General features: G+C 39.5%; 25 protein-coding genes. 14 read left to right on the top strand and 11 right to left on the bottom strand.

What is annotated here, in order from left to right; genetic code table 11:
• Positions 1-25: 25 nt before the first annotated feature.
• Genes MN086_RS03735 through MN086_RS03745 form a run of 3 tightly spaced genes read right to left on the bottom strand, consistent with a single transcriptional unit; the run spans position 26 to position 5,255 of the window.
• Positions 26-2,908 (bottom strand): DUF2309 domain-containing protein, encoded by a 2,883-nt coding sequence (locus tag MN086_RS03735; protein ID WP_248576717.1) that lies wholly within the window; start codon positions 2,906-2,908, stop codon positions 26-28.
• A complete protein-coding gene (locus tag MN086_RS03740; protein WP_248576718.1) occupies positions 2,905-3,639 on the bottom strand; it encodes a hypothetical protein in 735 nt (244 codons plus the stop codon). The genes MN086_RS03735 and MN086_RS03740 overlap by 4 nt, the downstream gene beginning before the upstream one ends.
• Before the next feature lie 2 nt (positions 3,640-3,641).
• Entirely contained in the window at positions 3,642-5,255 is a 1,614-nt protein-coding gene (locus MN086_RS03745) for a proton-conducting transporter membrane subunit (protein ID WP_248576719.1), read from the bottom strand.
• Positions 5,256-5,984: 729 nt separating this feature from the next.
• Here MN086_RS03745 and MN086_RS03750 point away from each other — a divergent pair.
• The 8 genes from MN086_RS03750 to MN086_RS03785 all read left to right on the top strand — a co-directional run bounded on the left by MN086_RS03750 (position 5,985) and on the right by MN086_RS03785 (position 12,344).
• Positions 5,985-6,209 (top strand): 4Fe-4S dicluster domain-containing protein, encoded by a 225-nt coding sequence (locus tag MN086_RS03750; RefSeq protein ID WP_008242080.1) that lies wholly within the window; start codon positions 5,985-5,987, stop codon positions 6,207-6,209.
• Between the two features lie 44 nt (positions 6,210-6,253).
• Positions 6,254-6,823 carry a carbon monoxide dehydrogenase beta subunit family protein gene (locus MN086_RS03755; RefSeq protein WP_248576720.1) on the top strand — a complete coding sequence of 190 codons (570 nt, stop codon included), beginning with the start codon at positions 6,254-6,256 and terminating at the stop codon, positions 6,821-6,823.
• Between the two features lie 9 nt (positions 6,824-6,832).
• Positions 6,833-8,035: a transketolase C-terminal domain-containing protein gene (locus MN086_RS03760; protein ID WP_248576721.1), complete on the top strand. Its 1,203-nt coding sequence runs from the start codon at positions 6,833-6,835 to the stop codon at positions 8,033-8,035.
• A 1-nt stretch (position 8,036) separates the two neighbouring features.
• Complete coding sequence (locus tag MN086_RS03765) at positions 8,037-8,906, top strand: thiamine pyrophosphate-dependent enzyme (RefSeq protein ID WP_248576722.1); 870 nt, start codon at positions 8,037-8,039, stop codon at positions 8,904-8,906.
• A complete protein-coding gene (locus MN086_RS03770) occupies positions 8,906-9,607 on the top strand; it encodes a 2-oxoacid:acceptor oxidoreductase family protein (RefSeq protein WP_248576723.1) in 702 nt (233 codons plus the stop codon). The genes MN086_RS03765 and MN086_RS03770 overlap by 1 nt, the downstream gene beginning before the upstream one ends.
• 116 nt (positions 9,608-9,723) lie before the next feature.
• Positions 9,724-10,695 carry a GTP-binding protein gene (locus MN086_RS03775; RefSeq protein WP_248576724.1) on the top strand — a complete coding sequence of 324 codons (972 nt, stop codon included), beginning with the start codon at positions 9,724-9,726 and terminating at the stop codon, positions 10,693-10,695.
• Between the two features lie 627 nt (positions 10,696-11,322).
• Entirely contained in the window at positions 11,323-11,706 is a 384-nt protein-coding gene (locus tag MN086_RS03780) for a hypothetical protein (RefSeq protein WP_248576725.1), read from the top strand.
• Positions 11,707-11,744: 38 nt separating this feature from the next.
• Complete coding sequence (locus MN086_RS03785; protein ID WP_248576726.1) at positions 11,745-12,344, top strand: trimeric intracellular cation channel family protein; 600 nt, start codon at positions 11,745-11,747, stop codon at positions 12,342-12,344.
• Here the strand turns inward: MN086_RS03785 and MN086_RS03790 are convergent, their stop codons facing one another.
• Entirely contained in the window at positions 12,345-12,836 is a 492-nt protein-coding gene (locus tag MN086_RS03790) for a YcxB family protein (protein ID WP_248576727.1), read from the bottom strand.
• Between the two features lie 98 nt (positions 12,837-12,934).
• Between MN086_RS03790 and MN086_RS03795 the strand changes: the two genes are divergently transcribed.
• Both MN086_RS03795 and MN086_RS03800 read left to right on the top strand, forming a co-directional pair.
• The gene (locus MN086_RS03795) at positions 12,935-13,267 is read left to right on the top strand and encodes a hypothetical protein (protein ID WP_248576728.1); all 333 of its coding nucleotides are present in this window, start codon (positions 12,935-12,937) and stop codon (positions 13,265-13,267) included.
• Positions 13,245-13,943, top strand: a complete 699-nt coding sequence (locus tag MN086_RS03800) for a pirin family protein (RefSeq protein WP_248576729.1) — start codon at positions 13,245-13,247, stop codon at positions 13,941-13,943. The genes MN086_RS03795 and MN086_RS03800 overlap by 23 nt, the downstream gene beginning before the upstream one ends.
• A gap of 39 nt (positions 13,944-13,982) precedes the next feature.
• On the opposite strand, the gene MN086_RS03805 is transcribed toward MN086_RS03800, so the two are convergent.
• Complete coding sequence (locus MN086_RS03805; protein ID WP_248576730.1) at positions 13,983-14,582, bottom strand: NAD(P)H-dependent oxidoreductase; 600 nt, start codon at positions 14,580-14,582, stop codon at positions 13,983-13,985.
• Positions 14,583-14,595: 13 nt separating this feature from the next.
• Positions 14,596-15,294: a DUF4412 domain-containing protein gene (locus MN086_RS03810; RefSeq protein ID WP_248576731.1), complete on the bottom strand. Its 699-nt coding sequence runs from the start codon at positions 15,292-15,294 to the stop codon at positions 14,596-14,598.
• 110 nt (positions 15,295-15,404) lie between these two features.
• Between MN086_RS03810 and MN086_RS03815 the strand changes: the two genes are divergently transcribed.
• Positions 15,405-16,403 carry an FAD-dependent oxidoreductase gene (locus MN086_RS03815; protein WP_248576732.1) on the top strand — a complete coding sequence of 333 codons (999 nt, stop codon included), beginning with the start codon at positions 15,405-15,407 and terminating at the stop codon, positions 16,401-16,403.
• A gap of 18 nt (positions 16,404-16,421) precedes the next feature.
• Here MN086_RS03815 and MN086_RS03820 read toward each other — a convergent pair whose 3' ends face one another.
• Together MN086_RS03820 and MN086_RS03825 are read right to left on the bottom strand one after the other, a co-directional pair.
• Complete coding sequence (locus MN086_RS03820) at positions 16,422-16,892, bottom strand: leucine-rich repeat domain-containing protein (protein WP_248576733.1); 471 nt, start codon at positions 16,890-16,892, stop codon at positions 16,422-16,424.
• Between the two features lie 9 nt (positions 16,893-16,901).
• The gene (locus tag MN086_RS03825; RefSeq protein WP_248576734.1) at positions 16,902-17,531 is read right to left on the bottom strand and encodes an alpha/beta hydrolase; all 630 of its coding nucleotides are present in this window, start codon (positions 17,529-17,531) and stop codon (positions 16,902-16,904) included.
• A 205-nt stretch (positions 17,532-17,736) separates the two neighbouring features.
• Between MN086_RS03825 and MN086_RS03830 the strand changes: the two genes are divergently transcribed.
• The 3 genes from MN086_RS03830 to MN086_RS03840 all read left to right on the top strand — a co-directional run bounded on the left by MN086_RS03830 (position 17,737) and on the right by MN086_RS03840 (position 19,777).
• Entirely contained in the window at positions 17,737-18,195 is a 459-nt protein-coding gene (locus tag MN086_RS03830; RefSeq protein WP_248577080.1) for a YchJ family protein, read from the top strand.
• Between the two features lie 117 nt (positions 18,196-18,312).
• Positions 18,313-18,555, top strand: coding sequence for a hypothetical protein (locus MN086_RS03835; protein ID WP_248576735.1), 243 nt, complete (start codon positions 18,313-18,315; stop codon positions 18,553-18,555).
• A gap of 358 nt (positions 18,556-18,913) precedes the next feature.
• A complete protein-coding gene (locus MN086_RS03840; RefSeq protein ID WP_248576736.1) occupies positions 18,914-19,777 on the top strand; it encodes a cache domain-containing protein in 864 nt (287 codons plus the stop codon).
• A 71-nt stretch (positions 19,778-19,848) separates the two neighbouring features.
• Here MN086_RS03840 and MN086_RS03845 read toward each other — a convergent pair whose 3' ends face one another.
• The 3 genes from MN086_RS03845 to MN086_RS03855 all read right to left on the bottom strand — a co-directional run bounded on the left by MN086_RS03845 (position 19,849) and on the right by MN086_RS03855 (position 22,617).
• Positions 19,849-20,286, bottom strand: coding sequence for a heme-binding domain-containing protein (locus tag MN086_RS03845; RefSeq protein WP_248576737.1), 438 nt, complete (start codon positions 20,284-20,286; stop codon positions 19,849-19,851).
• Positions 20,287-20,359: 73 nt separating this feature from the next.
• Positions 20,360-21,508 carry an iron-containing alcohol dehydrogenase gene (locus MN086_RS03850; protein WP_248576738.1) on the bottom strand — a complete coding sequence of 383 codons (1,149 nt, stop codon included), beginning with the start codon at positions 21,506-21,508 and terminating at the stop codon, positions 20,360-20,362.
• 71 nt (positions 21,509-21,579) lie between these two features.
• Entirely contained in the window at positions 21,580-22,617 is a 1,038-nt protein-coding gene (locus MN086_RS03855) for a sodium:calcium antiporter (protein WP_248576739.1), read from the bottom strand.
• Positions 22,618-22,759: the final 142 nt, after the last annotated feature.

The raw sequence follows: 22,759 nt of genomic DNA on the forward strand, positions 1-22,759 counted from the left end.
AACTTAAGATGTCATAAAAAGAGAGCTATGAGAGCTCTTTAATGACTTTAAAATCACCTGACTCATAAGAGTAGACTTTTTTAGCCTCTTTATCAATGATCACGGGACGAATCCACTCATTTAAAATAAACTCTTTTGCGATAGAGTTCTCTACGGCTTTCCCTACTTTTTCCAATGGTGCCTCCATAAATGTCAGCAGTCTTACCGGTTCATGATAGGCTTCACCTTCTAAAAGAACTGATTGCGTAGGAAGACCTATCTTTAGATCACTATAATTACCATTATAGACACCCACTTTTGCAACCACATTATGATAGACTTTAGAACCGGCACCATAAACGGCGTTATCCACGGTAGAAAAATAGTGCTCCATGTTGATCCATTCACCTACGATGAGCGGCCCGTTGAAGATACGTGTGAGGATATCAGCATTGTCATTATCTACCTTCCAGTCATAAGAATGCATAAAGAACCTATTGTGTAAGTTTACATGTTTTGTTGAACTTCTAGGTCCTGCAAAGGCTCCCATATTACCTGCCAGTCCCCATTCAGGTCTAGGTTCAGACCAGTCCATCGATTTGATCATGACATCTTCTTGTGTATGTGTATACGGAAGTGCTTCTATTCTCTCTCCTCTGGACATTTGAGATGCTTTGTTAAAGTCACGCATGATCTGGAAAAACCTAGGCATCTCTTCAGGCGTGAGGATATCAGTATCATAGTATTTGATCTCATCGGTTGTAGTAATGTGCAACCCTGGTATGAATTTTGTACTGTCAGGGATCTCAATTCCTTTTTCTTTGAGTGCTTCACGTACCTCTTTGGTATTGGCTATCATACAAAGTGCTCTTGTATTTGGTAGAGAGATATTCCCCCCGCATGCACCGCAATCCAGTGCTGATTCAAATGGATTGTTGTCAGAAATACTTCCGTGACCGATGATCGTGACAAATTCAGGAAAGTTGTCCACTTGACCTATCATTGTCAAGTAGTTATGAAGATAGTTTACTTTCTCTTCAAGTGTGAAACCGACCATAGAGAGCTTATGCTTTTGGAAGGTATAGTCCTCTTCTGTGATCTTGTACTCATTTTTGAGTTTTTCTATGAGTTCACTGGACAATTCTATTTTGAGTTCTTTACCTAGAACAAGGTGGTCTCTAATGGCTTGGATCTCTTCTGCTGTACACTCTTTAGGGCAGCTGGTTGACAAGACTTCACTGATGATATGTGTATGAAGTTTATTGACATACATCTCTATCTCTTCGGGTGAGAGCTTATCTAACGTATAGGTTGTTTTCGGTTTCTGAGGTTTCAGTTTTGAAAAAAGCTTCTGTGTTCTTCTTGGTGAAAATGTTTTTCCAAAAAGATTGATACCGAAGATCCAGCCGATTGCCTCAACCATAATATAGGGTGTATATGGGTTGTTTTTAAGATCGCTTAGTACTTTTTTGGTCGTTTTGTTCATCCCTTTTTTTGAACTATAGTCTTCATAACGCTCTTTTGGTATTTCAAATACGATATTTCCTGCTTTTACGATCGCCGGAGATAAAAAGAGTTCATGTGATTTATCAAACTCCACAAATGCGATCGGAAGACCTAAAAATCCGCCCGCACCGTAGGTCTGGTATGGACCACTGTTTTCGATCTGTCTTCTGATCACTTCAGACCTTACATCCAAACAGAATGTAGCAGAAGCGACCGCTTTTTCATTTTCCTCTTGCGGTATGGTGGTGAACTCATCGACATAAGAACGGATATAACTGTCTTCAAGTGATTTCAGCCAGACATATCCTTCTTCTTCTCTGAGTGTTTCCATGATCTTCGCAAGTTCAGTCAGTGGTATCTCTGTATTGCCAAGATGATCACTTGCAAGATGTACTTGCTTTGCATCCAGTTGAAGTACGTATTGTGTATAGCTCTCTAGGATATCATCATAGTTCTTCTGATCTTCCATCGCATCGATGAATTTTCCAGGCAAACTGCCTTTATGTTTAAGTATTTTGAGTAATACATAAGCGCTATGGTCTTGGATATAAGTTTCCAACTCTTTATAGTTACTGATCTTTCTATGTTTTAAATACTTCAGTTCATAGTAAAACCTGATAGCCAGATAATCCATCATAGAGGAAGGGTACTGTTGTTGCGAATAGTAGTTTGGGTCTTCAGAACGATACTTGATAAACCCTGCCCAGCCATGAAGTTTTAGAATATGCTTTAGAAGGTTTCTCTCTATATCTTCCTCTGCAACCTGCAGCTTTTCAAGTGCCTCTTTGACAAAGGTTTCAGAATCATTGGCATACTCAAGGTTCTCATAGAGTTTAAACGTTTCAAACATCCCAAGATCTCTATTTGACATAGTGAGTGTCGTCTGTTCTTCATCTAAAAAACGTGATACATATTCGATCACTTCTTTTTCGATCATCTCTTTATCATCCCTGTCGAAAAGGATGTCATTGATCTCATACAGTGTCATGTGCTTTGTCAGCTTTTTACGCCATTTCTCTTTATTATGATAGAAGAACTTTTCATCCAGATATGCCAAAAGCTCTTCATCAATCTCATGCTCAGTTATCGATGCAGAGCTTCTGAAACTGTTCCATTTCGGGTTGACTTCCAAGAGACATTTTTCAGCCAAGTCGTAATACTCTGCCAGGCCGTCGATCTCGAGAATTTTCTCCAGGTTTGATTTCAGGATGTCAGGATCGATCTTCCCTTCCTCATAGAGTTTCAAATAGTACGATGACTCCATATAGACTCTACCGCCAAAAATACTTTGGGCTTTATCCAGTCCCTCTTTAAAATTGAGATGTTCAAACCCTTTGAGCGGATTGTGATGAATGAATGAACCGATAGGCCAATAGTGCGGAACGGTATTTTTAACGGCATTTAGTTTCTCTAATATACTCATGCGATAGCCCCTTTAAATCCAATGAAACTTAAACTAAGTAGTGCGATAATTATGACAAAATGCATGACCTTCTCTTTTGATGTAAGATCCACATAGTGCAGATTGGTATTTGGTGTTCCAAATACAGTCCTTGGCATCACCCTCATCGCTATCATGAAGTTACCAAAAAATACTACCACGACCACGATATACCATAGCAGCGTAGTCTCCTCTTTGATCATATTACTCAATAAAAAGAGTGCATTGGGAAATGGGGGATAGAGCGCCAGTGTGATCAAATAGACGGTTAAAAAAGCCCCTACATAAGGTGTGGCCAAAGTTGTACCGCTGATCCCATGATAATTGGCACTTCCATAGTATTTGTCATAGTGTTTTGCTATGGAGTAGACACCTGCAAGTGTGATCAATAGCGACAGACTATAAAGTTCACCCTGTTCTCGTATGAACAACATAAAAAACGGTGCATTGATAAAGAGCAAATAGTAACCAAATTTATAAAAATTGGTTGTCTTTGTCGCTTTATAGATAGAAAATATCGCACTCAATAATGAAACGCTTACTAGCAGAGCAGAGTATTGACTCTCTACGAAGGTAGAGACCACAATGGCACAAAGCAGTAAAAAACCGCTTATCAAGAAGATCTTCTCACTGTTCAGTTTTTCATTCTTTTCCAAAATGAGATAATAAGGTACGCCTGCAGCTAATAGTAATAGAATAATGTTCATTAACATACTCAACCCTTCTTGAAAATTTTAATGTATTTGATAAAGAAGTCAGAGACGTAGGCCTCTTTTGCCAAGAGTTTATAAAATAACCATCTTGATCTCTTCGGCATCTTGCTTTTTTGTATACCCACAAAGTGTTGCTTATACATAAACAGCCACCCTATGATCATAATGGCAGCCAGTGCCACCATTGACATGATAATGGTTACATTAAGTGTTGCTGCACCATAGAAAAGCAGGGCATGCTCGCCATAGATAAAATGTTCCAATGCCAATCCGATAAACTCATAAGTAAACAGGATAATAATAAAAGAACTCACAAGCGCTAGGATCACTTTGATCGAGTCAGACCTTGAAACCTTAAAGAAGGACAAGAAGAGCTGAGTACCGGTGAGCCAACCGAATGCCAAGATCACAATCGCTGCGTTAAACTCAAAGAACTCTTCACTAAGGACCATTTTTACTCCGATGAATATAAGAAGCGGCAAGATGGTAAAGAGTGCAATAAGATTAAACGTTTTGTTACTTTTATGTTCTGTTTTTTCTTCCCAGAACAACTTGTAAGAGAGACGTTGCGGAATGTTAGGGTCATGTCTCGCATACCGAATAAGTCCACCTGACTCCAAGAAGAGCGTTGCCTTAAAGACACCGTGTACCATAAGGTGATAGATAGCAAGAGAGAATGCACCAAGACCGACCTCCATGATCATATATCCCATTTGTCCTGCTGTTGAATAACCAAGTGAACGTTTGATATCCGGTACTACCAGCATCAACACGGATGCAAAAATGGCAGTAAAGAGTCCAATCACAAATGCAATATTGAGTACGGCGGGTGTCAGTAGAAGTAAAAAAGCCAATTTATTGAGAAGGATACCGCCTACATTGACCACACCCGCATGCATTAAAGCTGATACAGGGGTAGGTGCTTCAGAAGTATAAGGCAGCCAGATATGAAATGGTACGATCGCAGACTTCATCATGGCAGCGACTAAGAAGAGTAATCCGATCACAAAAATTGTAGGGTTGTCAATAGGATTTTTAGACATCTCGAGCCATGTTTGACTCAGTTGTCCCAAATCAACACTGCCAAACGTCTGATAGGTCAATATCACTGCGAGTATAAAGAGTAGATCGGCCCCTTTATGTATCAACATGGTCCAACTACCGTTTTTTACCGCACTTTTTGATGCCACATTAAAGGATACCAGTAGGTACAGACTGACACTCATAAGCTGCCAAGCAAGGGCAAGGATCACTAGGTTATTACTCATGACCAGCATATAGATGGCAGAGAAGATAAAATTCAATAGAATGAAAAATCTTTTATATCCCGGTTCATCCCACATATATTTTGTAGCATATTTACGGATCACAAGACCTAAGATAGCAACATAGGGCACGAGTATGGCGGAGAGTTCATTGAATACAAATAAACCGCCAAGTCCATGTATGGGTTCATCGGTTGTGATCACATGATAGGTTCCATAGAGCCCTAACAATGCAATCATGCTTGACAACATGATACTCACTTTAGGAATATGTTCCTTTTTGCTAATAAAAGAGAGTATAAATGCTATAGCAAGCGGTATGCCTGGAATAAGCAATATAATTTTTTCCACTGAAAACTCCTGTAATTCACTAAATTCTTTCGTAAAACATTCTATTTACTGGGTCTAGAATCCACCATACTTTATGGTGAGAAAACTAAATCAAATATATTTGAATAAAGAAGGTTTGTAAATCACCTTCTAAAACCTTAGCCATTATAGATGATTTTTTTAAAATATACTCTTTATTAAAAACAAACATGTATTAAAATGTAAATTTAACTGTCTATTGTTACTATTTCACAATTTGACATTGATATGACTGATGAACCAATTGTATAACCTTTATGATACAGTAACTTTTTATTACTGAAGATATCAATGATAAATAGGTCCAATAATAAAGAAGTAAACCCATAGAGATGCAGTATATTTTCACCCTATATAATGTAATGGAGACAATTCTTTTGAAAGCAGTGATGTGAAGAAATGTAGGTGTAAATAGATCTAAACAGATTATAACTATAAATAACTGATTATTATATTACTCATATTTTCTATAAATTATAAGATAAGTCAAAGGTTTTTACAGTAAACTCCCATTTGAAAACATATGAATGAAGTTGATAAAAAATTTATCATAAATATTACCTATATATAAATATTACTAATATGTAATATTAAGGTTTTTTTGTGTAAAGTTTATTTGAAGTTCCATTTCTAATCTATTGGTTAGGATGATTGAATATGATCTTCTAATTGTAGATATATGTTTAAACATCATGGAGTAAAGGAGTTAAAATGTATTATGTAGCAAAAGTCGATGCAGACAAATGTGCTGAATATAAATGTAACACGTGTACACTATATTGTCCAGAAGCGAATACGCTTATGTTCGATAAAGACAGAAACACATCTTGGGTAGATGAAAACAGATGTAAAGGGTGTGCACTTTGTGTGTACGTTTGTTCTGATATGCTTGATCGTAATTGTATTACGATGGAAATGGCTGGTCACGAAGAATAAGTCTAGAGTCTAGATTTAATTTAAATTTTTAATTAGGAGAAGTTATGGCAAACCAAGGTCCTGCGTATTATTCACCGTATCCTGCGGCTACGTATGAAGGTGTAATCACACCACCAGAAGGAAAAGCACTTTTGTTGGAAGATGTGGTTGATGAAGAAACTGCAATGAGAGAAGTTGCAAGAGTGATGTTGACAAGTGAAAATGCAACTATTTTCCCTGGTCCACAAGTATTATATGGTTGGAATGAAGAAGCGAAGAAAAAAGCTACACTTATCAAAGAGATGGCAGATGTTCTTAACGCTAAAATGATCCCAATGTATGATTACAGACCAAAGTATCCAAAAATCGATGCTGAAGTTGAGATCAACCCGAATCACCCGAACTTAACAATTTGGCATAATAACATTAAAGCAGCAATCTTCATTGGTGTTCATTGTCACTATGCAAACGTTGCATTAAAAATTGTAAGAGCAGAGACGGATTGTTATACGATCGCGATCTGTGGTTTGTCAGGGCATGAAGATGCAATGGCTACATTAAGAGACCAGCACTCTCACGAACTTGAAAAATTCATCAAGATCGCTAAAGAAGTAAAAGCTGAGTTGGGAAAGTAGGAGATAAGAATGAGTAAAATTACTGATATGACTAAAACACACAACTGGTCTGGACAAAAACTAGTTTCTATAGACCATATGCTTTTTGAAGCTCCTAGAACTAAGCACTTTATGACTGGTTCTGAGGTTTTAAAAGAAGCTGTTAAACGTGCAACGGTTGATGCTTCTGTATCATACCCAATTACACCACAATCTGAAGCAGCGCACCTTATTGGTGAACTTTGGGCTGAAGGTTATGTTGGTGTTTATTTCCGTGGTGAAAATGAATTTGGTGTAATGTCTGAGGTTGCAGGTTGTTCAATGGCAGGTGCTAGAACAATTACAACTACTTCAGGTCCTGGTACACTTAGAGCAATGGAAAACTTTGCACAGTGGTCAGGTACAAGAGCTCCAATGCAACTGGTACTGATGGCACGTGGTATTAACTCCCCACTTACTATTCAGCCAGACAACTTGGAAGTACAATACCTTTTAGAGACTGGATGTATGATCTGGTATGCTGAGAACGTACAAGAACTATTTGATATGTCATTGGCAGCGTTCACAGTTGCAGAGCAACCTGATGTTCACGTTCCAATTATTACAGCAGTAGACGGATTCTTTGTATCTCACACTCGTGAAGCTGTTGAACTACCAGAAGATGATATTGCACTTCATCCATATGATCCATATGCGGCTCCACTACCTCCAATTGACTCTGAGATGCCTCCAGGAAGATTCCTAAGAGATCCATTTGTTATGAAGTCTAACTATATCTCTTATGCTACACATGCATCTTGGCAGTGGGAGATCAGATCTGCAGTTGAAAGATCTAAGAGATACGCTAGACACCTACTTAAAGGATTGGTACATGTTACTGGTAACGAAGATGCTGAAATCGCATTTGTTACTTGTGGTACTGCTTCTAACCAAGCAAAAGAGGGTCAAAGAGAGCTAGAGAAACTTGGTATCAAATCTAAAGTTATCAAGCTAAGAACGATCAGACCTTTCCCAGAAGAAGAGCTCGAAGAAGCACTTAAAGGTGTTAAGCATGTATTTGTTCCAGAATTCAACGTTGTTGGTTGGTTAGCAAATGAAGTTAAAGCTAAGCTTTATGGAAAAGTTGATGTTAACATTCATGCAGGACCAAGAGTTGCGGGTGGTATGAGTTTACCTGCTGAAGCTATTATCCAAGAAGTTATGGAAGTAGTAAACCCAGGAAAAGGAGCATAATATGGCATTAGATATTTATAAAATTAATCCTGAATTTAGAGACATTATGCCACAAGAGATCATTGATCTTGAGGAAAATGCAACATGGGCTCAAAATCAAGAGAAACCACGTGGTATTAAAGAACTTCCTGAGACAAAAGAGTTGCTTGAAGAGCACTCTTTATGTGCGGGTTGTCCTGAAGCGGCTACATTAAGATATGTACTTTCTGCATTGCCTAAGCCTGAGGATACAGTTATCGTAAACTCAACTGGTTGTACATCTTTGATGTTCCCACACATTGCACTTCATACAGTACACTCACTCTTTGGTAACCAAAATGCCGTTGCATCTGGTATCAAAAGAGTATTAGAGTGGAGATTCCCGGACACGCAAAAAGACGTTGTGGTTCTAGCGGGTGACGGTGCGACTGTTGATATCGGTCTTGACTATACACTTCAGTCATTCTTTAGACAAGAAAAGATCACAACGATCTGTTTTGATAACGAAGTTTATGCAAACACAGGTGGTCAAGAGTCTGGTATGACGGCTAAAGGTCAAGTATTTAAAATGGCACCGACTGGTAAAAAGTTTGAAAAAGTACCAATGTGGGAACTTGCTAAAACTTCTGGTTGTCACTACTCTGTAAACATGACTGGTTCTGCACCAAAAGCAGTAGCTAAAGCAGTTAGAGAAGCGATCTTGGTTGCTAGAGAAATCGGACCGACTTACCTCAATATCTATACACCTTGTATTCTTGAGATTGGACTAAGTGCAAATGAAGGACTTGGTGAAATGAAAGATCAAGATAAAGATAGATTTGCATCTTACAAACATGTTTCACCAGAAGCAGAAGAATACTTGAAAAAATGTAAAAAAGAGGGACTTTTATAATGGCAAAAGATTCAATTAAAATCAGAATGCCCGCTCTAGGTGGGCAAGGGGCAGTTACTGCGGCACATATCGCAGCTACTGCAGCGGACACAGAAGGTTACTATGCGGTATCTAACCCATTCTTTGGTGCTGAAAAACGTATGGCTCCATCTGAGAGTTATACAAGAATCGGTACAGTGCCTATCTATGATAGAGGGGAAGTTATCTACCCTGATATCGTTATGATCTATCACCCACAAGTTATTACTATGGGTAAATCATATACTATGCCTTTTTACGCTGGTATTAAAGAGAATGGTCTTGTTATTATCAACTCTGATATAGATCTTTTAACTGATGAAGATAAACAGTACCTTGACTCTTTAAATGTAAAAGTTCTTACTAAAGACTTTACACAATTTGCTATCGATCAAGCTGGTACTGAGCTTGCTACAAACATGGCAATGCTAGGTGCACTGTTCGGTGCTCTAGGTACTGTTAGTAAACCTGCTATTGAAGAAGGTATTAAAGACAGATTCCTTAAAAAGTATACAGCTTCAGGTGGTACAGCTACACTTGACTCAGTTATTGAGAAAAAGTTTAAAAAGAAAATGGATCTGATCCAGAAAAACCTTGACACTGCATCTGCAGCATTCGATTTGACTGCTGAATGGTGTAAAGAAGTAGGTTTCGAACAAATGTTGGAAGCTCCAAAAAAATAATACGAAATCTTACAACTGTGCATTGCGCACAGTTGTTACTTTAACTCTATTTACGATATCTTACGAATTTACAAAACATCCACTCAATTACAATTTAATTTTTAAGGCACATAGACATGATACAATCATTTATACTTACGGGATTTTTAGGTGTTGGTAAAACCACCATGCTCACCAATACAGTCAAAGAACACTTTTCTGATAAAAAAGTGGCTATTATCGTAAATGAATTTGGCGATATCGGCGTCGATGGTAATATCTTGAAGAATGTACACAGTGAAGTACTTGAAATTTCAGAAGGGTGCATCTGTTGTCAATTGGCACAAGAGTTTGAAAGCGGTGTGATCGAAATCATGAATAAATATAGTCCTGAGATCATATTTGTTGAGACCTCAGGGGCATCTGAGCCTTTTCCTATCTTTTTATCGCTTCAAAACCTTGGTATCTCTGTTGAGGGTGTCATTTGTGTTGTCGATGCTAAAAACTTTGATTCCTATAAAGAGAATTCAACGGCTAAATACCAAATCGGCGGGTCGAATATCCTTGTACTCAATAAGACCGACTTGGTGAACGACGATGAATTGGAAGCCGTAAAGAAAGAAGTGATCGAGATCAAAGAAAAATACAATATCAAGAATACGCTTACAGGTAAAAAGATATTTAATAACTATGTGATCAATCATGCCCAACAGGGTATCGTCCATAAAGAAGTTTTTGAGGGTGTCTACAAAGTCGATGAGATCATCGGATTGGCAAAAGATTATGAACGTCTTGACCATACGGCACAAGATTCAATCACCCAAAAGGTGGTTTATTTAAAAGATGATATTGCATTTTCCGATGTCGATGCAGTGTTAAAATCACTTCCAAAAAGCATTTACAGGGTGAAAGGTGTCGTGAAAACAAAAGATGTTCCAAACCCTATCGTGATAAACTACTCATTCGGTAATGATTCATACGAAGAGCTAGAGAACTATCCAGAACGGTCGATTATGATATTCATCGGTGAATCTATAGATGATGATGTCAATCTCTTATGTGAAAAGTTTGATTTTTTAAACCTGCCTAGATTTAGAATGACCAAATAGCTTACCGCTAATCTTTCCTAATCATTTGGCAGTTTCTGCCAAATGTGCACGTAATTCCCCTCTATATAATATTCTCCGCACGTTTTCAATATAGTGTTTTGGGATGTTCCCATGAAACGTCAGTTTGTAATTTTTGTGAGAATACGCTAGAATGAATAATTCATTCAATATTTGGAGTCACTATGGACCTTTTTTCTGTTATATCATTCTCTCTTGTCGTTTTGTTTGTCGTGGTAGGCGGATATGTCTTTATGTTTCTTCATGTTATGAGATCCGATCCAAGAGAATTGGAGTTTAGAAAAAACGAGGGACAGGACTCAAGGCTGGTGCCGCATACTTACAAAGAATAGCTCTCCACGCTATCACATATCATCTATAGACCCATTCAATCCGTACGTTTACTAAAACACCGTTATCTGTACCAACGAAAAATTATGGGTCGTTTGCAGCACGGGTTCAGAAGAGTGTTGTGCCTTATAGGGTTCGAATAGCGTATAAAAACTCTCATAATGAAACGCTCAAAGCCTTAAAAGATGAATTCCTCTATGAAATTACACATTTATTACATTTAGAGTGTATACTATGATAAATAATCCATACATTGATTAATGTAGAAAGGAATAGGTCATGAAATATTTTTTCAAACTCTCTTTTTTGGCAATGGTATTCTTGTTCATGCAGGGGTGTGCCACACATCAGAATTTTGTCAACAAGTACAATGCGTGGGTAGGACAGGATATCAATGATTTAATTCAGAAAATAGGATATCCTGACAGTACTTATATCCTGCCAAATAAAAACAAAGTCTATGTCTATGAAAGATCTAGGATATACAGTTATCCTTCAATGTCCATGGGGTATGGACATTGGCCATATTATCATGGTGGTTACGGTACGTTTGGTTATGGTACGGATGTTGTTCAGCGGACCTGTAAACTCTATCTTGAGACAGACAGACACGGCATCATCGTCAAATGGGGTTCACGGGGAAATTCCTGTGTCTCCAACTAGTAGAAGGATCTTGAAATTGATAGAGAAGGCTGCACTATATGTTTGAGATCGCGGAGTATATCGGTATTATCGCTTTTGCCAGTTCGGGTTTTTTTGTGGCTGTACGAAATCAACTTGATTTTCTGGGTACGTTGATCTCTGTATTTCTTACTGCACTGGGCGGGGGGATCATCAGAGATGTCGTTGTAGATAAAATGCCTTTTACCTTTACACACAATGTACCTGCACTTACCATCCTTATCGTCATGATCCTGCTGATCGTATTTAGATTCAACAAAAGAGACAGTATAGAGAATAAACCGTTTTTTATACTGAGCGATTCCATAGGACTTATCTCTTTTAGCATTACGGGTGCACTGATAGCCATAGAAGCGGGACTGAATCTTACAGGTGTTTTGGCTTTAGCATTTGTAACGGCAGTAGGAGGAGGTATCATCAGAGATGTGATCATCAATGAGATCCCTTTTGTACTCAAGACAGGGTTTTACGGGACGATCGCACTTCTGATAGGCTTGACACTCTATATATTAAATCTTTACGAATTGATCTCTTATTATTCGATGATCATGGTGTTTATAGCGGGGATAGTACTTAGACTGGTCGCATACTACAAGAAATGGGCCATCCCGATGATATAGTTAATCTTGGGAAATGTATTTTTTCAGATACGCGTCAAGCTCTTTTTTCTGTGCTTCACTCATAGCACGGGCCGGAATCACATTGAATTGGCGGGGATTTGTATAGAGAAGGTAAAATCTCTCATCATTTTTCCACTGAGAAAATGTATGCCACGGCATGGAAGCATTATTACTCTTTTTATCTAACTTGATACCTTTACCTGAGATATGCAGCGTGACCTCATTGGGAAGAGTCGTACTTTTTTGATAGATGCTTTTGGCCTGATACGCAGAAAGCATACGTACAAAAAGTATATAAAAAGAGATCGAAAAAAATGCAGCGATCATATTGGTGATGATCTCACGGCTATTTGAAAAGTCGGTCCCGACAATTACAATGAGGGTAGCCAATATGACATACATGGCAAGCATGAAGAGCCTTTTGCCTTTTTTATGATGTAAATTGACTGCCTGTAGGTATTCCTCTTGTGTGAGTTGGTAGGTGATATTCATGGTTTGCCTTAGGATAATGTGATGGCATTATACAATGATTACATATATAGTACACAGTGCGCTTGATATGATACATAATTCAGGTGAAAGGAGCTGAGATGTTATATAAGGTTAAAGCGAAGATCGATAAATTGAAAATGAAGGCTTTTTTTACGGCACTCACCGATGGCAGCATTGCCGATGTAGAGCCTGAGGGTTCGTATATCGTCAATGCGATGCAAAGAGCATTGATGACTGGTCCTGAGACACTGGAATGGTATCAGACATGTCATTGTGAGACACCGCTGAAGCATGAAAAAGAGACGGTCTATGATAGATATCTGAATGACATTGAAACCACTTTGGTCTATGAAGAAAAAAATGATATAAAAGGAAAACCATTCTGGGATTATTTAGAGGAGAGTTTCTTTGACGACTCATATAGCTACTGACAGACTTTATACAGCGGATCATGGCTGGCTGAAAAGCAGGTTCCATTTTTCATTTTCAGAATATTATAATCGGAATAATATGCATTATGGTGTACTGCGTGTCATGAATGATGACATTATCCAGCCCCATACAGGTTTTGGTACCCATCCGCACGAAGATATGGAGATCATCACGTATGTGATACGCGGAGAACTGACTCATCAAGACAGCATGGGAAATAAAGAGAGTCTGGGACGCGGTTCTGTGCAGTATCTCAGCGCAGGTACCGGCATCACACACTCTGAAATGAATGAAGGCGATAGAGAAGTGCATCTCATACAGACATGGATACTCCCACACTCTAAAGGTCTTCAGCCCCAGTATGGATCAAAGGTCTTTGACCCTGAAACACGTCATAATCAATGGCTACATCTTATAGCCCCGACAGGTACGCCTGACATCATCAATATCTATCAGGATGCAAATATGTATGTTTCGGAGTTAGATCAAAACAAAACCCTTATCTTTGAACTGGGCAAAGAGAGACAGCTCTATGTAAAACTCATGGAAGGTGACGCCAAGATCAATGGCATAGAGTGTAAAGAGGGGGATGCCGCCGAGGTTTCAGACGAAGATCTGCATGTTGAAGCATTGAGCGATGTACATATACTTTTGGTTGAGATGAAAAGAGCATAGTAGGGCTACATCCCAAAGAGATGTAGCAAAAAGAGATATCTATCTGCTGGTCATAAAATTTCTTTCCAGTGTATCTTTGAAGCGTTTGAGCGCAGCATCCACATCCAGATTTTCTTTAAATACATCATGTATCGCATACGTTTCCAACGGTTCTGCACCGCAAAACTGAAAGAGCTTATGTGTGGCAACATTGGCTTCATCCAAAGAGAGGCCGTCAAAGAAACCCTCTTTGTTGTCAAATTCACTCTCCGGACAGTTATAGGTGAGACTTAACATATATTTTTTACCTTGCATCAGTCCGCCGCTGCCATACTTTTTAGAAGGATCATCTTTGCTTCTCCCATCACTGACATAGGTAACGGTATTCATACCTGCAGAGAAAACTTCATCGATGTATTTTTTAGTGATCCAGGGTACGCCCATCCAAAAAACAGGATACTGAAATAGAATATAATCCGCCCAGGCAAGTTTATCAAGCTCATCCTGGACATCATAGGCACCTTCAACCATACTCTCTTTCACATTGAATCCATGTTGGGTAAAAAAATCGCCGGCAGTGTCTACAAAGAGTTTTGTCAACCTCCCTTCTGCAACCTTGTCATATCTTTGATGTCCGTTGATGATCAGTACATTTTTCATAGTCTCTCTCCTTCTATTTTTGGGTGAAATTTTTCATCATCTCTTGCATTTGCTGCATTTGTTCAGGGGTCAATTGAGGCATTTGTGTAGGGTCGCCCTGTTGCATGATTTTGATCGGAAAATCAGGTAGTTTCAGATCTTCATCCGAAACAGGAATATTCATCTGAATAGTCATGGCTTCTGTTGTCTGTGTGAGCCCCATCATAGTGGTTACGGATTTCAGCATGATTCCTTTGTAGAGCCAGAGTTTTATCTGTTGTGTTTCCCATATTTCGCAATCATAGCCCAATACGGTCTCCTCACCGGTCTTTGCACCGCCCATGGAGCGTATCATCTCTTGAGCATTTTTGGCAATGTTTTTGTACTGAGAGTGATTTAAAGCCATAGGATTATACTGATGGATAATTTTCTGTTCATAATCCACTATATAGACTCTATCATGGTCGATCTTTGTGGTCTGACGGGTATGTGCCTCTTTCCCCATGATAACGGATCTGGTTCTCTCTTCACGTAATTCTACCTTTCCCCACTCTTTGAAAACAATTTTGCTTTTGCCCTCTGTCTGGGTTTGTATCCCCATCATATTACCACTACTGCCGGTAGCATATTCAATGATAGCTGATTGGATCTCATAACGTTTTGTTTCTGCACCTAGTATATTTGTAGCCAACATCAGTACACATAATATACCCCATATCTTTATCTGCTTCATCGTGTCTCCTTTTTATCATTATAACTTATTCCGCTGCATATTTTGAATAAGAATCGTCTCATTGCTCTTTGTTTTAACTCTCTCTCATGATCATTGGTTACAATGACAAAATGAAGAAAAAGAGAGTAGTGATCATCGGAGCAGGACTGAGTGGACTAACTAGTGCTGTGCTGCTTCAAGAGAGATATGATGTGACGATCCTGGAAGCACGTGATCGTACAGGTGGACGTATCATGGGGATAGCGGGGCATGACATGGGACCATCGTGGGTCTGGCCCCATCAAAAGAACATTTTAAATCTGATAGAGACTTTGGGTTTGGAACTTTTTTCACAATATACCCAGGGGCTTGCCACGTATGATGCACCTGAAGGGGTACAACACTTTAGACCTTCACAAACTGCGCCTTCTTACCGTATCAAAGGCGGTATCAGTCAACTAGTCATGGCCTTGGAAAAGAGACTTGAAACCCCTGTCCACCTTCATCAAAAGGTACACTCTTTAACACATTCGGATAAAAGGATCGTGGTTCAAACAGTAGATAAAGCCTATGAGGCGGATATAGTGATCTCAACACTTCCCCCGCGTTTAGCTGTAGAAAGCATCGCATACTCACCTGTATTACCCGATGCACTTCATACACAGCTGCAGAAGATACCCACATGGATGGGATATGCTGCCAAGTGTGTGATCGAGTATCCTGATGCATTCTGGAGAGAAGAGGGGTTAAGCGGTTTTGCTGTTTCACACCTGGGACCTTTGGGTGAGATACATGATGCCTGTACACAGGACAAAGCAGCACTCTTTGGTTTTGTACACAGTTATGCAAAGTATGACAATTTTGAAGAAGAAGTCATACAACAACTTACACGACTTTATGGAAGCAAAGCTGCTCTGCCTTCCAACTTTCATCTTGTAGATTGGAAAAAAGAGCCCTATACATCAACACCTCTTGATACTGAGCCTCTGCGTGAGCACCCTGTGTATGGATTCAGTGCAACACATTTTGGTGACAGGCTGATCTTTTCAGGTACAGAGAGTGCCTTAAGAGAAGGTGGGTACCTGGATGGTGCTGTCACTGCTGCGTTTGACCTGGTGAAACATGTGTAGTGTCGTTTGATTATGGCTTTATAGTTTCACTACAAGCAGGCTGCCGAAAGTATCAATGCTTTTTACGTCTTGGATAGGGTTCTCTTTCATATCCAAATAGACAAGCTCAGGCAAGCATGCTAGAGTTTCAATATGCTGTATGCGATTGGTATGGGCAACTATTTTTTTGAGTCTCTTGAGGTGATGCAAAGATGTAATATCAGTAATGCGATTGTCCTGGATAAAAAGGAATTTCATTTTTTCATTGGACATCAAAGGACTAAGGTCAGAGATCTTGTTATGCGAGAGCGATAGTTTATGCAGTTTTGTCAGTGATGAAAGTAGGGTAATATCAGAGATATGGTTATGGGAGAGGGAAAGCGTTTCAAGCCAAGTGAGTGCAGCTATCTCTGAAGGGATCTCGGTCAGTCCAAGATGACTTAGGTCCAGGTATTTGAGTCTCTTTTTCTTGCATAAAGCTATTTTTTCTAACGCCTGTGTGTGCATCATGAGATCCTCTTATTTACTTTTTATCCATTCAGTTATCATTTTGAGTTCATCTTCGGAAATGGTGTGATCTTTGGGATAGCTTTTAAACTCTACCTCAAACCCTGCATTCTGCAATGTCGTGATCTGTGATCTTGATGTATGAAAAGGGAGTACTTCATCATATGTTCCATGTGTACAGAGCCAATTGGAGCTGTTGACCCTTGGGTTCATCTCTTGTAAAAGGGTATCGGCATCATATATATACCCGCTTACCGCTATGTACCCAGCAAGCACTTTTTCATATCTGGCTCCAAATTCAAAGGTCAGTAATGCACCTTGGGAAAAGCCGAACAGAAAGCTTTCCTCAGCATTGAACTCTTCTTCAAAAAGCGTATCAAAGATCTCTGTTAGTATAGCCCTTGAATGTCTAATACCTTCTAACTGGTTGGGCGGCAGATCATACCATGAGTATCCTCCGTAGTAACTATAGGGAGCATTCAGCAAAAGGTAGTTCATATCGTCCATGTTGAGGTAGGGTGGCAAAAAGGTAAAGCCGCGAGCTGAATCCCCACGCCCATGCAGAATGATCATAAGTTTTTGAGAAGGGACAATAGAAGGTATGAAGATATTATTCAGAGGTAAATGTTTATTTCTTGGCATAAGTGTCTCCTCTCGGTGAAGTATTGGTTCCAATGATGGTGTAGTATACTAAGTTTATATTAGAGTATACATCTTACAATTTGATGTTAAAGGCCAGAATATATCGTACATTCAATCTCTATATCGATTTTATGGTATGATGCTGTCTCCTATGGACCACTGTCACGGGTGGTCAAGAGATACTAGAGGATTTAAGGTGAAGAGGATGAAGTGTTATTGTAAAAGCGGATTAGATTTTTCGGAATGTTGTGAACCTATTTTAAGAGTGCAGAAGCCGGCAACGACGGCACTTAGTCTTATGCGCTCACGCTATAGTGCCTACTGTCTGGGTGATGTGAACTATCTTCAAGCGACAACGCATGATCACACATGGAGTGATGAAGAGCTCAAATTTATACAGGACTGGGCAGATAACAGTTTTTGGCAGCATTTGGATATCATCGAGTTCAGCGATGATATCGTTGAGTTTAAAGCCTACTATATCTTCGATCATGTACAACATGTCCATCATGAAAGATCCACTTTTATTAAAATCAATGATATGTATAAATATGTCGATGGTGAGATCTATGAAGATAAAGTAAAATTTACCAACAACGAAAAATGTATCTGTGGAAGCGGATTGAAGTATAAACGCTGCTGTTTGCCAAGATTGAGAAAATAGATGATAACTTTATTATATAGTTATTACTTATAATAATTATAACTATATGTTTATTTTATCTTAAGATTCATTTGCTACAATTTCTATATTAACTAATAATTTATATAAGGGTGACAAATGAAAAAATTAATACTGTTGGCTTTCATAAGCACGTTTGCTATGAGTGGTGGTTTTTTTACCAATGAGGCAGAGCTTCAAGCTGCTGAATCAAATGAAAATGCCAGACTCTGTAAAATGTTCACAGAGAAAGTAGAACATTATGAGTCTACCATGAGAAATGATGAATTGGCAGCTGCGACACTTGAATCTTATAAGCAAAGGATGTCAACATTCTGTAGTAAGGTTTCGGTAAAATCATAATATCTATCATAGGGGTCTGCTTAAAGTAGTAGCCTTCTCTATTTTAACTTCAAATTACTTTCAAGATAACTAAGTACAATCCCGGATGCTAAAAAAATTATTTATACTTGCAGGGCTGTGTATCGCTGTGAACCCGTTCATAGTATTGGGCGTAGTTTCTCTCTTTTACCTTACAAAACAACAGTAAACCCAGCAAAAAATAAAACCTCTCTAAAATGACTTTATCGTATCTGATCGACACTTTTCAATCATACCAAAAAATGACTCTGACAACTTTTTTATAATGTAGGTATACTATACTAGGAAGTGTACATTGTTATCTGGTAATATATGAGGTCATAGTTGGGAAAGGATAGATATGCATCATTTTATAGTACGTATTATGAAGTTCATAGTGTTGATAGGTATGGTTGGAAGTGTCATGCATGCAAAAGAAGCAGTAACAATTGAAGCGTTTGTAAATAGTGCTGCTGCTCTGATAGAAGAAAAAGGGGATAAAGCCTTTCATGCATTCAGACAAAAGGGAACAAAGTGGTTCCATGATGATCAATATATCTATGTCTGGGATATGAATGGATTACGGTATGTCTATCCGCCTAATGTACAAGGTGAGGGTAAAAATGTGCGTGACCTTAAAGATGTTGATGAAAAACCGATTGGCGAACTGATGATTGAAGTTGCTTCATCCAAAGCGGGAAGAGGGTGGATACATTACCGTTGGCCAAAACCCGGTGAGTTGGAACCAAGTTGGAAAAGTACCTATGTCATGCAGGTAAAAAGCCCTTCTGGACAACTATTTCTTATCGGAAGCGGTGCCTATGATATGCCTGTACAAAGGTCTTTTATTGTAGATGCAGTTGATTCGGCTTCGAAGCTGATCGAACAGGATGGTCTTAAGGCATTTGATACGCTAAGAAGCAAAAGAAGCCAGTATAGTTATCAGGATACCTATGTCTTTGTCATAGATGAAAATGGTGTAGAGTTAATGAATGCAGCTTTTCCAAAGTTAGAAGGGCGCAATGTGATCGACTATAAGGATACCAAGGGAAACTATTTTGTAAGGGAATTTATCAACGTGGCCAAAACAGAAGGCAGTGGCTGGGTTGATTATCCATGGCCAAAACCAGGTGACGTAGAGAAATCACATAAGTCTGCATATGTCAAAAGAGTGATGGTTGATGGGAAAATGATCATTGTGTGTGCAGGATTGTATCTGGATTAAAATTGTAAGGTTTTAAGTCTAGGAGGTACTTAAGGGGTTTAACTTAGTGTTCAAACCCTCTGTTTTAAAAGCTAGTCCTCATCATCTTCTTCACCAAATGTTGCTGCAAGCCCTTTCATGAACTCTTTTGTTTCACTTTCCGATAATTTGGCATCAGGGTGGGCAATAATGTAGAACCAAGGCGGCATCTCTCCCTCTTGGAACTCTTCTTTTGCTTCGTCTCCCTCATTCTTCTTTTGTACACCCCACATAGAGACATTAAAATGTTCACGGCCTTCCTCTACATCATATTGGTTTAACCAGGATATCGGAGCGATATTGCTGTACCAGGGCCATTTTGTTTTGTGACTATGGCAATCTGCACACGCTCGAACAAAGTACTCTTTTGTTTTGGGGCTGTCCCATTTCGGTTCCGCAACTACCGGTGGATTAGAATGGTCTTTACCGTAGGGTACAAATTGTATCGCTATCGTAACTAGAATAACAATGCCTAAGATTTTATATTTCATATCTGTCTCCTATGTAGCAAAGGAAGAAAATACTCTTTTATTGCATATCTCACTATTTAAAGTATATCAAAGCCTACAATGCTTTTTCAAGAATCTCTTTTAGTACCTCTTTGGTATACGTTTCTGCCAACCCGAAAGCTTGAGCATGTTCGCAAGCATTCTCCACGATTGCATCAATATCACTCTCTTTGATCGAGAGTTGTGAAAGTCTGGTCGGTGTACCAACTTTGTTGAACCATGACTCCAGTGCTGCTATGCCCTCCATAGCACTGGAACATCCAAACAATTTCTGGGCAAAACGTTCGAACTGCCCTTCATTTTGTGAGACGTACCATTTCATCCATGCGGGCATGACGACAGAAAGACCCGCACCATGAGGCACATTGAAGAGTGCAGAAAGCGTATGCTCGATCATATGGTTTGGAAAACTGTACCCTTCTACTCCCAGATATGTTGTACCATTTAAAGCCTGGGTCGCTGCCCATGCAAACTCCCCGCGTGCGTTATAGTCATCCTGATCTGCCAGAAGTGTTTCTGTGGTTTTCATGACGGTGGCAATGTTCGCTTCGATATAAGCAGCAATGATATCCGGATGTGACGAGGCAGTAAAGTAGCCCTCGATAGAGTGAGCGATGACGTCTGAAGCAGAGTAGACCAGGTACTCTTTAGAGACCGATTTTTGAAGTTCAGGATTGATGACGGATACTTTTGGATAGAGGTAGGGTGAAGCAATAGAGAATTTCTGCTTTGTTGCTTCATTCGTAACCACGGCATAAGTGTTCATTTCACTTCCCGTTGCCGCAAGCGTAATAATGTCAAAGACAGGCAGTGCCTTTTGAATCACACTTTTTCCGATAAAGAAGTCCCATACATCTCCGTCATAAAGACTACCGGCCGCTATAGCCTTGGAACTGTCCAGTACAGAACCGCCACCGACACTGAGTATGGCTTCAACACTGTGTTCTTTTGCCAGATCTACTGCCTCATACACTTTTGAGAGTACCGGGTTGCTGACGATCCCTCCCAGCTCTACAAATGAGATACCATTTGCTTCAAGGTTGGCTACAACAGTGTCGAAAAGACCCTCTTTTTTGATACGGTCACTACCATAGGTAAGAAGCACTTTTTTGATATTCTCTGCAGCGATATACGCACCGATCTCTTTTTCTTTGCCTCTTCCAAACTCGATTCGTGTGGGATTTTGATAAGTGAAATTGACCATTTCTAATCTCCTTGTTAATATATGACATATTATAGCTTATCATCCACAAAACTCTGTGCCTCACACTACTTTTATCCTACTAAAGATAGGGTTATAACCCCTCCGAAATATAGAAGAAGTAAAACGACACTTTCTAAACCAATGTTCCCTGGCCCGTGGCGTTCACGATATATTAGTCCCATAAGAAGTACACCAGTCATCAACATAGAATTGGCAAGCCAGAACTGCTCTGAAGATGAGATATCAGCATAGATCGGTCCCTCCCGGTAAGCGATATCGGATGCAGCAATAAAAAGTGTGTCAAAGGCATTGCCGCCGATAATGTCCCCCACGGCTAGATTCAGTGCACCCATACGCACGGCAGTAATGGCGACGACAAGTTCAGGAATAGATGTTGAGACAGCTGTAAATATACCACCGACGATCCCATTGGATAATTCTGCTTTTGCTCCAAGAGGTATGGCTAGTTGGGCAAGTGACCAACCGGCTAAAGCAACTATGGTACCATAGATGGTAAATCGTATCCAAAGTTTCCAGATGTGACGTCCATGACGACTGCTTTTCTCTTCGGGTTCTGATGAAGTATCTCTTGTTTTTTTGGGAAGCCACATCGGGGTTTCATGTGTGCGAGCCAGAAGATGTACTCCAAAGATATAGATCATGATCAGAATAATGGTAGCCGGATGGACGCCGAAGATACTAAATGATGGTACTGATAGTGCTAATGCATGTATGGCCAACAGTGTAAGAAGGAAGGCGGACATAAAAAGGTTTTCAGCTGATGCAGCTGCATGTTCAAGGTTCGCACGTCTATAGGTGATATCTGCCAGGGCAAGAAATGCAGTTTGCGCAGCAATACCTCCCAACCCATTACTCACTGCAAGCTCTGCATAACCTGAAGCCGCAGCGGAGACAGATGTGGTTATGCCTGACAATGATGTGGATGCGCCAATAAAGAGTGCACCCATGAGTGCTTCACCTAATCCGGTATTTTGAGCCAGATCACGGGCAATTTTGGTCATTTTGATACCGAACCACCCTATAATGAGCACCACGACAGTGAAAGCAGATACTATCCATGGCAATGTCCAACTACCAAAATCTGTCAACTTATCCTCCTGGGATAATGCGAGATGCTTTCAAACTTTTCTTAAATTGATGATCTGCATCACATAGATACGAATGACTGGTATGACTCACATTTGACTTTATATATAGTGCTTACAAATGCATTATTTAGTATACAATATT

Origin of the sequence: Sulfurovum sp. XGS-02, assembly GCF_023213175.1 — a bacterium.
Taxonomy (GTDB): domain Bacteria; phylum Campylobacterota; class Campylobacteria; order Campylobacterales; family Sulfurovaceae; genus Sulfurovum.